Raw genomic sequence first — 11,864 nt, 5'->3', positions numbered from 1 at the left:
TACCATTTCCTTATGCAGAGGGAGCGTTGTGCTGAACTTCTTTGAGGCCCTGGCGGACCCGATTGATCAGGGTGTAGACCAGCAAAGCGGCGACCAGTGCCAACACGCCGTTGATCCACAGGGCGCCGAGCCAGCCCAGGGCGATGCCGGTGGCCAGCACGCCGAGGATGAAGGCGCGGTCGCTTTTGCCCATGGGCCCGTCGTAGCGCCGTGAGGCGCCGACCATCGGCCCGAGCACTCCGGCGTATTCGCTGAACAGCGCCAATAGGGTCACGGCCAGCACCAGCAGCAGGCTGACGCCCGGGAGCAGGGCGAAGGGCAGGATCAGGGCGCTGTCGGCGACCACGTCGCACAGTTCATTGAGGTAGGCGCCCAGGCGCGATTGCTGGCCGAATTCCCGGGCCAGCATGCCGTCGATGGCATTGAGCGCCATGCGCAGGATCATCCACAGCGGAATCAGGGCGAACAGCCAGGTGTGGCTGGCGAACAGGGCGATGACGGTGCCGACCAGGAGTGAGACGACGGCGGCCAGGACGGTGATCTGGTTGGCCGTGGTGCCGTTGTCGTACAGGCGCTGCACCAACGGCCGCAGCAAGTTCTGAAAGCGCGGTTTGAGCTGGTAAATCGAGAGCATGATGGGACGGTTCCTTGTCGCACGCGGTGAGCAGGGCTGGATTATTGCCTTAAATGCCAGGGGCTGACATCAGAAGTTTCTGCTTGAGCAACTGGCTGCCAGTTGTGTCTAGTCTCTGTACGGAAAGCCTGGATACTCGGCGATGCTGTGTTGAAAACGGTCTCGTGCGCGAGTCTGATCGGGATGCTCATTTACACCCCGTAAAGTCGAACGCGACTCAGGCCGTTCCTCGATCGTTTTCGCTTTGCCTGACCTTCGTCTCAAAACTTTTCGTATAGAGACTACGACGCACGCCGTAGCTGAAAAGGCATGGCGTGCGACAAAAAATTCACTCGATGGCTAATACAGCAACGCATTGCCCCAGCGTTATCCGCAGCGCCGGCGCGCCTGGCAGTATTGATCGGCGCGCAATTCCGGGTACTGGTGGATGGTCCGCCGAGCCTGCCGAGCAAAGCATCCGGGTCGCGGTCATGAGTAAGGTTCCACGTGGAACACATGAACTGGGTAGCCCGTGGATTCCCACCGCAAGGCCGCCGCGCAGAATATTTTCATCCCGGCTGTAACGCCGGGGGGCTTCCTCTCTCTAGTGCTATGACGGGATTGCACACGCCTCCCGTCGTCCCCTGCGATTATTGAGGAACAAAAAATGAACATGAAGAAAACCGCTGCTGGTGCTGCCCTGGCTTTCGCTGCCGCCACCCTGTTTGCCGGTGTTGCCACTCAGGCGTCGGCAGCTGATGCCCAGGTTCATTGTTATGGCGTCAACGGCTGCAAAGGCCAGAACGACTGCAAGACCAAAGACCACGCCTGCAAAGGCATGGGCGCTTGCAAAGGCCAGGGCTTCAAGGCCATGACCCAGTCGGAGTGCGAAAAAGCCGGCGGCAAAGTCGGCGAGTAAGCGGCGAATCCGTGCAGCCGCAGTGGGACTGACGACCACTGCGGCCACCTTGCGAGGAGTTCGCTATGTCTGACCTTTCTTCCTGCCTGGGCTATGGCCTGGGTTTGCGCAGCGCCTACTACCAGCAGATTCTCGATGAAGCACCGGACGTCGACTGGTTTGAAGTGGTGTCCGAGAACTTCATGGTCGAGGGCGGCAAGGCTCTCTATTACCTGGACGCCATTGCCGAGCGTTACCCCATCGTGATGCATGGGGTGTCGTTGTCCATTGGCGGTCCCCATGCCCTGGACCTGGACTACCTCAAGCAACTCAAGCAACTGGCCCGGCGGGTTGAGCCGGCCTGGATTTCCGATCACCTGTGCTGGAGCCGCGGCAACGCTCATCAACTGCACGATCTGCTGCCCTTGCCCTATACCGAGGAAAGCCTGGAATACGTGGCGGGCCGGGTGCGCCAGGTGCAGGAGGTGCTGGAGCGTCCCCTGGTGCTGGAGAACGTCTCCAGCTATGTGCGCGCCGCCGCCGATCAGTTCAGCGAGTGGGAGTTTCTGGCCGCCTTGAGCCAGCTTAGTGGCTGCGAGCTGCTGCTGGACGTGAACAACGTCTACGTCAGTTCACGCAATCACGGTTTCGATCCCTGGCAGTTCATCCAGGGGCTGCCGGCGCAACGGGTGCGGCAATTGCATCTGGCCGGGCATCAGGATCATGGCGACTACGTGATCGACACCCATGACCAGCCGGTGTGCGATCCGGTCTGGGCGCTGTATCAGCGCACCCTGCAACACCTTGGACCGGTCGCGACCCTGCTGGAGCGTGACGATCATTTTCCGCCGTTGAGCGAACTGCTCGGCGAACTGCACAAGGCTCGCGCGCTGGGGCAACGGGCGCTGTCCGGGAGGCTTGAATGCGCCTGAACGAATGGCAACTGGCCTTTGAACGCTACCTGCTGGCCGAGCAGTCCCAGGCGGACAGCCTGCTGGGCAACAGCCTGATCGGCGGACCGACCCTGAATGTCGCCACCGGTCTGGCGATTTACCACAACGCCTACCAGGCGCGGCTGCTGGAAGTCATGGTGGCGGACTTTCCGACGATCCTGCAGTGGCTCGGCGATGAAGAGTTCGCGTCACTGGCCGGCGCTTATATACGCCAATCGCCCTCCCGGCATTTCAGCCTGCGCTGGTTGGGGCAGGGCTTCGCCGAGTTCATCCAGGGCCATCTGGTGCCGGAGCAGGGCCTGCCCCTGGCGGAACTGGCGCGCCTGGAGTGGGCGTTCACCCTGGCCTTCGACGCCGCCGAGGCCCAGGTGCTGACGGTGGCGGACATGGCGGCCCTGGACGCCGAAGAGTGGCCGTTGCTGCAACTGCAACTGGCGCCTTGTGTGCAGTGGCTGGACTGCCGCTACAACAGCGTCGCCCAGTGGCGCGCGGTCAAGGATCAGGCGGATTTCCCCGAAAGTGCTTTACTCGAACAAGAGCAGCCTTGCCTGGTATGGCGGGTGGATCGGGTCTGCCGCTATCGCAGCTTGTCGTCAGCAGAAGCCCAAGGGTTGCGAGGCATGATCGAGGCGCAGTGGAGTTTCGTGGAACTCTGTGCCGAGCTGGCCGTCACTTACCTTGAGGGGGCCCCGTTGCAGGCTGCTACCTGGCTCAAACAGTGGGTCGAAGATGGCCTGGTGGTACGCCGCGAGTCCTGGAAAACGGCTGGAAATTCGATAGCCAGCTAATTTCCCAAGATGGTCTACCCTCATTTCAGACGTCTGAAACAGGGGGGATTTTTCATGCTCGCGCAACTTCCACCGGCCTTACAGAATCTGCAATTACCCTTGCGCCTGCGGCTCTGGGATGGCCATGAATTCAATCTTGGGCCGGAGCCCAGCGTCACCATCGTGGTCAAGGACCCGCAGCTGGTTGCGCAATTTACCCATCCCAGCCTGGACGCACTGGGGGGCGCCTTTGTCGAGGGCAAGCTGGAACTCGAAGGCTCCATCAGTGAAGTCATCCGGGTGTGCGATGAGCTGAGCCAGGCCTTGCTGGACGAGGATGACGACGATCAGCCGGTGCGCACACAGCACGACAAGGCCACGGACGCGGCGGCCATTTCCTACCATTACGACCTTTCCAACGCCTTCTATCAGCTCTGGCTCGACAGTGACATGGCCTATTCCTGCGCCTACTTCGAGACCGGCAGCGAGTCTCTGGAGCAGGCCCAGCAAGCTAAATTCCGCCACCTGTGCCGCAAGCTGCGCCTGCAACCGGGGGATTACCTGCTGGATGTCGGTTGCGGTTGGGGCGGGCTGGCCCGTTACGCTGCCCGCGAGTTCGGCGCCAAGGTCTTTGGCATCACCTTGAGCAAGGAGCAACTGGCCCTGGCCCGTGAACGGGTCAGTGCCGAAGGCCTGGACGATCTGGTGGAGCTGCAGTTGCTGGACTATCGCGACCTGCCTCAGGATGGCCGCTTCGACAAGGTGGTGAGCGTCGGCATGTTCGAACATGTGGGCCATGCCAATCTGCCGGAATACTGCCGGACCCTGTTCAACGCGGTGCGCGAGGGCGGCCTGGTGATGAACCACGGCATCACCGCCAAGCACACCGACGGACGTCCCGTGGGCCGGGGCGCCGGGGATTTCATCGAGCGGTATGTATTCCCCAATGGCGAGCTGCCGCATCTGGCGATGATTTCGGCGCAAGTCAGCGAGGCCGGGCTGGAAATCGTCGATGTCGAAAGCCTGCGCCTGCATTACGCCCGCACCCTGGATCACTGGAGCGAGCGCCTGGAAGACAACCTGGAGGCGGCCGGCCAGCAGGTGCCGCCGCAAGCGCTACGGATCTGGCGGCTGTACCTGGCGGGTTGCGCCTATGCGTTTGCCAAGGGCTGGATCAATCTGCACCAGATCCTCGCGGTCAAGACCCATGCCGATGGCAGTCATGAGTTGCCCTGGACCCGGGACGACCTCTATTACCCCTAGGCCCGGCAGCGTTTGCTGCAGACCTTGAGTGGCTCCCTAGAGGATCGGTGAAATCAGCCGCGCGACCCGCATGCCCAGTTGTTGCAGGCGGTGAGTCTGGCGGCTTTCTTCCCGGGCGATTTCCCGGGCCTTGGCGAAGTCGGCGTCCAGCATCTGCTCCACCTCGGTGGCGAAGTCGTCGTCCACGGTCAGCAGCATCACTTCGAAATTCAAGCGGAACGAACGGTTGTCCAGGTTGGCGCTGCCAATGGCGCTGATCTCGTTGTCGATTAACACCACCTTTTGATGCAGGAACCCTGGCTGATAACGGAAGACCCGGACCCCGGCGCGCACCGCCTCGAAGGCGTAGAGGCTGGAGGCGGCGTAGACGATGCGATGGTCCGGGCGCGAGGGCAGCAGGATGCGCACGTCCACATCCCGCAACACGGCCAGGCGCAGGGCGGCGAAGACCGCTTCATCGGGAATGAAATACGGGCTGGTGATCCATACCCGTTCGGTGGCGGCATGGATCGCCTCGACGAAGAACAGCGAGCATGTTTCGTAGGCATCGGCGGGGCCGCTGGCGAGCAATTGGCAGAGCACGCCGTCATCCGGGTAGGTGTCCGGAAGGATCAGCGGTGGCAGTTCCCGGGCCGCCCAGAACCAGTCTTCGGCAAAGGACTCCTGCAGGCAGGCCACCACCGGGCCGCTGACCTGCACGTGGGTATCGCGCCAGGGCGCCAGGGGCGGTTTCTTGCCCAGGTATTCGTCACCGACGTTGTGTCCGCCGACAAAACCCAGCAAGCCGTCCACCACCACAATCTTGCGGTGATTGCGGAAGTTCACCTGGAAGCGGTTGAGCCAGCCACTGCGGGTGGCGAAGGCATGCACCTGGACCCCGGCGTCACGCAGGGTCTGCACATAAGCGGCGGGCAGGGAATGGCTGCCGATGCGGTCGTAGAGCAAGTGGATGGAGACGCCTTCGGCGGCCTTTTCCAGCAGCAGGCGTTGCAGGCGCCGGCCCAGCTCGTCGTCGTGAATGATAAAGAACTGGATCAGCACCGCCTTGTGGGAGCGGCGGATGGCATTGAAGATCGCTTCGAAGGTGGCGTCGCCGTTGACCAGCAGGCGCACCTGATTGTTGGCCAGGCACGGCATGCGCCCCAGCTTGGGCATGGCCCGCAGCGTGGCGTAGGCCTGGGAGGCGCGGGCGGTGAGCGCCTCTTCGACCCAGGGCCGCCAGTTCAGCTCATTGATGGCCTTGTGCATTTCCACGTTGGCCTGGCGCCGGGCCTGGATGTAGGCATCGAAGGTGCTGCGGCCGAACACCAGGTAGGGAATCAGGGTCAGGTAGGGCATGAACATCAGTGACAGGGCCCAGGCAATGGCGCCTTGGGCGGTCCTGACGGTGAGCACCGCGTGGATCGCGGCGATCAGCCCGAGAAAATGCAACAGTGCGATGAGATAGCCGAAGAGGTGCGGGCCAAAATAATCCATGGGGCAACCTTTGCTCCTGAAGATTCAATGCCTAACAGACCATGTTCCACAGCGAATGTCGCTATTTTATTCTGCATGCAACGCCGTGCCTTGGCCGAAGTCTAACGGCCACTACTGTCTAGGAGTCATTCGATGAAACTTCGTTTACTGGGTTGGGCCTTGGCGGCGGGATTGGCGCTGCCACTGGCTGCGCAGGCGCAGATGCTGCAACCGGGCTTGTGGGAGCTGACCAGCAGCAACATGAGGGTCGATGACCAGAACTTGCCGGACTTGTCGCTGATTCTTGGCCAGTTGCAGCAACAGATGACCCCGGAACAACGGGCGATGCTGGAGAAACAGGGCGTGACCATGGGCGGCAAGGGTATTCGGGTGTGCTTGACGCCGGACCAGGTGAAATCCGACACCATTCCGCTGCAGGACCCGCAATCGGGTTGCCAGCAGCAGGTCACCGAGCGCAATGGCAATCAATGGAAGTTTCGCTTCAGTTGTCCCAAGGCTCAGGGCAACGGGGTGGCCAAGTTCATCAGTGATCGCGAGTTCACCACCAACGTGATCGGCACCTTCAATGCCACCGGCCTGCAGCAAAAGGGCAGCATGGACACCCGTGCCGTATGGCTGGGCCAGGACTGCGGCACGGTCAAACCCCGCGCCTCCTGACCGACCCTGTAGCAGCGACGGCCGCTGCGCTTGTCGGCGAAGCGGCCCTCCAGGCACCTGGACCAGGGCCTTCGCCGACAGGCCCGGGCACCGGCTAGCCCATCCGTTCCACTACCTGTTCCAGCGTCAGTTGTCCCAGATCCTCGCCATCTCTGCTGCGCAGGCTGACGTAGCCTCCGGCTTTCTCCTTGTCCCCGATCACCAGCAGGTAGGGCACTTTCTGCAGGCTGTGCTCACGGATCTTGTAGCCGATCTTTTCGTTGCGCAGGTCGGCACTGGACCGCAGCCCCTCTCGGCGCAGGCGTTCGCTGATTTCCCAGGCATAGTCCGCCTGAGCTTCGCTGATGTTGAGCACCACCACCTGCTGCGGCGCCAGCCACAAGGGCAGGGCGCCGCCATAGTGCTCGATGAGAATGCCGATGAAACGTTCCAGGGAGCCGAACAGCGCGCGGTGCAGCATCACCGGTTGCCGGCGTTCGCCGTTGTCGGCGATGTAGCTGATGGCGAAGCGCTCGGGGAGGTTGAGATCCACTTGCAGGGTGCCGCACTGCCAGTCGCGGCCGATGGCGTCGCGCAGCACGAATTCCAGTTTCGGGCCGTAGAAGGCGCCTTCTCCCGGGTTGAGCCGATAGTCGATCTGCATGCTTTGCAGGGCGCCGACCAGGGCGCTTTCCAGCTGATCCCAGACCTCGTCGCTGCCGATGCGGTTGGCCGGGCGCGTAGAGAGCTTCACCGCCACGTCGTCAAAGCCGAACTCCTTATAGATGTCGAACACCAGGGCGATGGTGCGGGCGCATTCGTCCTGCATCTGTTCCGGGGTGCAGAAGATGTGGGCGTCGTCCTGGGTGAAGTGGCGGACCCGCAGCAAGCCGTGCAGTGCCCCTGAAGGTTCATAGCGATGGACCTTGCCGAATTCGGCGATGCGCAGGGGCAGGTCGCGGTAGCTCTTCAAGCCGTGGCCGAAGATCGCCACCGCGCCGGGGCAGTTCATGGGCTTGAGGGCGAAGGTGCGCTGGTCCTCGGTGCTGGTGGTGAACATGTGGTCGCGGTAGTTCTGCCAGTGCCCGGAGGTTTCCCAGAGGCTGCGGTCCATCACGTCCGGGGTGTTCACTTCCTGGTAGCCGGCCTGTTCCTGGCGCTGGCGCATGTAGCCGATCAACAGCTTGAACAGGGTCCAGCCCTTGGCGTGCCAGAACACTGAGCCCGGCGCGCAATCGTCGAAGTGGAACAGGTCCAGTTGCTGGCCCAGCTTGCGGTGGTCGCGCTTGGCGGCCTGTTCCTGACGCAGCAGATAGGCGTCCAGATCCTGGCGGGTGGCCCAGCAGGTGCCGTAGATCCGTTGCAACGGCGCGTTGCTGGCATCGCCGCGCCAATAGGCGCCGGCCACCTTGGTCAGCTTGAAGGCCCGCAACTGGCCGGTGGTACGCACGTGGGGGCCGCGGCACAGGTCTTCGAAATTGCCCTGGCGGTACAGCGACAGTACGGCCTCCGGGGGCAGGTCGCGGATCAGCTCGACCTTGTAGTGCTCGCCCTGGTCGGCGAAGTGTTGCAGCGCCTGCTCCCGGGACAGCTCGCGGCGGCGCAAGGTGTGGTTGGTGGCGGCAAGGCTGTGCATGCGCGCCTCGATCAGTTCCAGATCCTCGGGGGTGAAAGGGCGCTCATAGGCGAAGTCGTAGAAGAAGCCGTCCTCGATCACCGGGCCGATGGTGACCTGGGCCGAGGGATACAGCTGCTTCACCGCCATGGCCAGCAGGTGGGCGCAGGAGTGACGCAGGACTTCCAGGCCATCGGCATCGGTCGCGGTGACGATGCTCAGGCGGGTGTCGGTGTCCAACAGGTAGTCACAGTCCACCAGCCGGCCATCGACCCGTCCGGCCACGGCGGCTTTGGCCAGGCCGCTGCCAATGCTGGCGGCCACTTCGAACACGGACAACGGCTGGTCGTACTCACGGCACGCGCCATCAGGCAGGGTGATGCGGATCATCTTCGGTGGTCCTTGGTCAGGCTTGGGGGATTAGCGGATGAAGCGCAGGGGCAGGCCCTGACAGTGGTCATACAGACGCCCCTGGTGCCAGGCGAGCTGACCCGAGACCAGGGTGGTGGCGACGCTATGGCGAAAGCGTTGGCCGGCAAACGGCGTCCAGCCGCATTGGGCAAGAATTGGCTGGCGGTCCACAGCCAGGCCCTCGGGCTCGGCGCGGATCAGCACCAAGTCGGCCCAGTAGCCTTCGCGCAGGTAGCCACGGTCGGGGATGGCGAACAGGTCGGCTACCCGGTGGCTGGTCTTGGCCACCAGGGTGGTCAGGGGCAGGACCTGGTCCGCCACCAGTTCCAGCAAGGCCGGCAAGGCGTGCTGCACCAGAGGCAGTCCGGCGGGCGCACGGGTGTAGGGCTGCTGTTTCTGCTCCCAGGTGTGGGGCGCGTGGTCACTGCCGATGATGTCCAGGCGGTGGCTGTTGAGGGCCTGACGCAAGGCGTCGCGATCGGCCTGGGTCTTGATCGCCGGGTTGCATTTGATCAGGTGGCCAAGACGCGAGTAGTCGCGGTCATCGAACAGCAGGTGGTGCAGGCAGACTTCGGCGGTGATGCGCTTTTCGGCCAGGGGCCGGTCCTCGAACAGGGCCAGTTCCCGGGCGCAGGTCAAGTGCAGGACGTGCAGGCGGGTGCCGTGTTTTTTCGCCAGTTCCACCGCCAGGGACGAGGAGCGGTAGCAGGCCTCGGCGTCGCGAATGCGCGGGTGAGCGGCAGCGGGAATCTGATCGCCATAGAGTTGCTGCCAGCGTTGTTGCTTGAGCTGGATGCTCGGGGTGTGTTCGCAGTGCGCCAGGAGGAGGGTCGGTACCTGGCGAAACAGCCGGTCCAGCACGTGCGGATCGTCCACCAGCATGTTGCCGGTGGAGGCGCCCATGAACACCTTGACCCCGGCGACCTCGGTGGGATCGAGGGCGGCGACGGTGTCGAGGTTGTCGTTGCTGACGCCGAAGTGAAAGCCGTAGTTGGCCACTGAAGCGACCGCTGCGCGGCGTTTCTTGTCGGCCAGGGCGGCCAGGGTCAAGGTCGCCGGCGAGGTGTTGGGCATGTCCATGAAGCTGGTGATGCCACCGGCCACTGCGGCGCGCGACTCGCTATGGATGCTGCCTTTTTCCGGGGCGCCGGGATCGCGAAAGTGCACCTGGTCGTCGATCATCCCTGGCAGCAGCCATTGGCCCTGGGCGTCGATTTCCAGTTCGGCGCTGAGGTGGTCGAGGCTGCCGATGGTCTCGATGCGTCCATGATTGACCAGCAGGTCGGCGTCGAACTCCCGTCCTTCGTTCACCAGGCGGGCATTGCGGATAAGGATTCGGCTCATGCTCAAAACTCGTTCTGCAGGGCCTTGTAGCCGCGGACCAGATCGACGTTGGTACGGGCCACGTCCTCGGAAAACTCCGAGGCGCTGATGCTCACCGGAGGGAACTGCGCCAGGTCGGTCTTGGGGCCGATGCGGGTGGTGGAGGGCACGTAGAAGCCTGGGGGCAGGTCGCGACCGTCCACCACCGAGTTGTGGCGGACCACGCTGCCGTCGCCCACCACGCAGTTGAACAGCACGCTGTTGAAACCGATGAACACCCGGTCGCCGACCACGCAGGGGCCGTGGACGATGGAGCGGTGGGCGATGGAGGTGTGCTGGCCGATGGTGACGGCGGCGCCGGATTTGGAGTGGATCACCACGCCGTCCTGGATGTTCGAATTGGCGCCGATGGTGATGGCTTCCATCTGGCCGCTGGCGTCGACCTCATCGGCGCGGATCACCGCGTAGGGGCCGACGAACACGTTGTCACCGATCACCACCTTGCCGCAGATGATGGCGGTCTTGTCCACGTAGGCGGATTCAGCGATCACCGGCAGATCGCCGGAAGGGTTTTTACGAATCATGGCGCGAGTCCTTCAAGGGGGAACTGATGACTTCCACCGCGCCATCGCGAATGGCGTTGTAGAAACAGTTGGGGCGGCCGGTGTGGCAGGCGGGGCCTTGTTGCTCCACTTGCAGCAACACGGCGTCGCCATCGCAGTCCAGGCGCGCTTCGATCAGGCGCTGGCGGTGGCCCGAGCTTTCGCCCTTGCGCCACAGGCACTGGCGCGAGCGCGACCAGTAGCAGACCTGGCCGCTGGCCAGGGTTTCGGCCAGGGCCCGGCGGTTCATCCAGGCCAGCATCAGCACCTCGCCGCTGTCGTGTTGCTGGGCGATGGCGGCGATCAGTCCGTCGCTGTTCCAGGGCAGGGCATCGAGCACCGCGGTCAGCGGCCAACGACTGCCCTGGGCAGCGCTTTCCAGGTCCAGCAGTGTCAGCGGCGGGCGTTGGATCATGGTCGGCTCAGGGCGTCGTACAGGGTGTTGAGGTTGTATTCGAACAGCCCGATGAAGGTGCTGGCCGGGCCGCTGGCGGAGAGGGCGTCGGAGTACAGGGTGCCGCCGATATGGGCGCCGCTTTCGTCGGCGATCTGCTTGAGCAGGCGGGCGTCCTTGATGTTCTCCATGAACACCGCCTTGACCTTGGCGTTGCGGATCTGGGTGATCAGCGCCGCGACTTCGGCGGCCGAGGGTTCGCGTTCGGTGGACAGACCCTGGGGCGCCATGAAGTCGATACCGTAGGCCTGGCCCAGATAGCCGAAGGCGTCGTGGGAGGTGACGATCTTGCGGTTGCCCGGGGGCAGGGCGCCGAGTTTGGTCTTGGCCTCGGCCAGCAGGCGGTAGATCTGTTGCAGGTAGGCCTGGCTGTTGCGCTGATAGTCGGCCTGGTGGGCCGGGTCGGCGGCGATCAGTGCCTGGGTGATGGTGTTCACATAGAGTTCGCTGTTGGCCAGGTTGTGCCAGGCGTGCGGGTCGGGCACCTGTTCGCCGTCCTCGTCCAGGGTCCGTGGAATCACCCCGCGACTGGCGGTGATCACCGCAGTCTTGGTAGCCGAGCTGGCCACCAGGCGATCCAGCCAGGGTTCGAAGCCCAGGCCGTTCTTGATGATCAGCCGGGCTTTGAGCAGGGCCTTGGCATCGTCCGGCGTGGGTTCGTAGGTGTGGGCGTCTTCATCGGCGCCTACCAGGTTGGTGATCTGTACATGCTCGCCGCCGACCTGGCGGGTGATGTCGGCGAGGATGCTGAAGCTGGTGACTACGGCCAGCTTGTCCGCGGCCTGGGCGGTGGACCACGACAGTGGCAGCAGCAGGCTGAACAGCACGAGTAGAGCGCGCATCGGGAAACACC

Annotated in this window: 12 protein-coding genes; 5 read left to right on the top strand and 7 right to left on the bottom strand. The window is 63.5% G+C overall.

The window, feature by feature from the left end; genetic code table 11:
* Positions 1–10: 10 nt before the first annotated feature.
* Positions 11–634: a CDP-alcohol phosphatidyltransferase family protein gene (locus Q8O96_RS17740; protein ID WP_102862398.1), complete on the bottom strand. Its 624-nt coding sequence runs from the start codon at positions 632–634 to the stop codon at positions 11–13.
* Positions 635–1,280: 646 nt separating this feature from the next.
* Here Q8O96_RS17740 and Q8O96_RS17735 point away from each other — a divergent pair.
* From Q8O96_RS17735 to cfaB, 4 genes are all read left to right on the top strand, one after another.
* Positions 1,281–1,532, top strand: a complete 252-nt coding sequence (locus Q8O96_RS17735) for a hypothetical protein (protein WP_102862397.1) — start codon at positions 1,281–1,283, stop codon at positions 1,530–1,532.
* A 65-nt stretch (positions 1,533–1,597) separates the two neighbouring features.
* Positions 1,598–2,443: a DUF692 domain-containing protein gene (locus Q8O96_RS17730; protein ID WP_102862396.1), complete on the top strand. Its 846-nt coding sequence runs from the start codon at positions 1,598–1,600 to the stop codon at positions 2,441–2,443.
* Positions 2,434–3,252 carry a DNA-binding domain-containing protein gene (locus tag Q8O96_RS17725; RefSeq protein ID WP_305949165.1) on the top strand — a complete coding sequence of 273 codons (819 nt, stop codon included), beginning with the start codon at positions 2,434–2,436 and terminating at the stop codon, positions 3,250–3,252. Before Q8O96_RS17730 ends, Q8O96_RS17725 begins: the two co-directional genes overlap by 10 nt.
* A gap of 54 nt (positions 3,253–3,306) precedes the next feature.
* Entirely contained in the window at positions 3,307–4,494 is a 1,188-nt protein-coding gene (gene cfaB, locus Q8O96_RS17720) for a C17 cyclopropane fatty acid synthase CfaB (protein WP_305949164.1), read from the top strand.
* Between the two features lie 36 nt (positions 4,495–4,530).
* Here cfaB and cls read toward each other — a convergent pair whose 3' ends face one another.
* On the bottom strand, positions 4,531–5,970 hold the full coding sequence (gene cls / locus Q8O96_RS17715; RefSeq protein ID WP_102862393.1) for a cardiolipin synthase: 1,440 nt from the start codon (positions 5,968–5,970) through the stop codon (positions 4,531–4,533).
* A gap of 132 nt (positions 5,971–6,102) precedes the next feature.
* Between cls and Q8O96_RS17710 the strand changes: the two genes are divergently transcribed.
* A complete protein-coding gene (locus Q8O96_RS17710; RefSeq protein WP_305949163.1) occupies positions 6,103–6,627 on the top strand; it encodes a DUF3617 domain-containing protein in 525 nt (174 codons plus the stop codon).
* A gap of 94 nt (positions 6,628–6,721) precedes the next feature.
* On the opposite strand, the gene thrS is transcribed toward Q8O96_RS17710, so the two are convergent.
* From thrS to Q8O96_RS17685, 5 genes are read right to left on the bottom strand one after another with little or no spacing between them, the layout of a single operon-like run.
* On the bottom strand, positions 6,722–8,611 hold the full coding sequence (gene thrS / locus Q8O96_RS17705; protein ID WP_250329694.1) for a threonine--tRNA ligase: 1,890 nt from the start codon (positions 8,609–8,611) through the stop codon (positions 6,722–6,724).
* Between the two features lie 30 nt (positions 8,612–8,641).
* Entirely contained in the window at positions 8,642–9,976 is a 1,335-nt protein-coding gene (locus Q8O96_RS17700; RefSeq protein WP_102862390.1) for a dihydroorotase, read from the bottom strand.
* Positions 9,977–9,978: 2 nt separating this feature from the next.
* Positions 9,979–10,539 (bottom strand): carbonate dehydratase, encoded by a 561-nt coding sequence (locus Q8O96_RS17695; RefSeq protein ID WP_102862389.1) that lies wholly within the window; start codon positions 10,537–10,539, stop codon positions 9,979–9,981.
* Positions 10,529–10,972 (bottom strand): phosphoribosyl-AMP cyclohydrolase, encoded by a 444-nt coding sequence (hisI, locus tag Q8O96_RS17690; RefSeq protein ID WP_102862388.1) that lies wholly within the window; start codon positions 10,970–10,972, stop codon positions 10,529–10,531. The genes Q8O96_RS17695 and hisI overlap by 11 nt, the downstream gene beginning before the upstream one ends.
* Positions 10,969–11,853 (bottom strand): metal ABC transporter substrate-binding protein, encoded by an 885-nt coding sequence (locus Q8O96_RS17685; RefSeq protein ID WP_250329696.1) that lies wholly within the window; start codon positions 11,851–11,853, stop codon positions 10,969–10,971. Before Q8O96_RS17685 ends, hisI begins: the two co-directional genes overlap by 4 nt.
* Positions 11,854–11,864: the final 11 nt, after the last annotated feature.

Source organism: Pseudomonas sp. LPH60, assembly GCF_030718165.1.
In the GTDB taxonomy this organism is placed as follows: Bacteria; Pseudomonadota; Gammaproteobacteria; order Pseudomonadales; family Pseudomonadaceae; genus Aquipseudomonas; species Aquipseudomonas danubii.
Note: the sequence above shows the minus strand (reverse complement) of the source record. Positions and strands in the feature narration are given on the sequence as shown.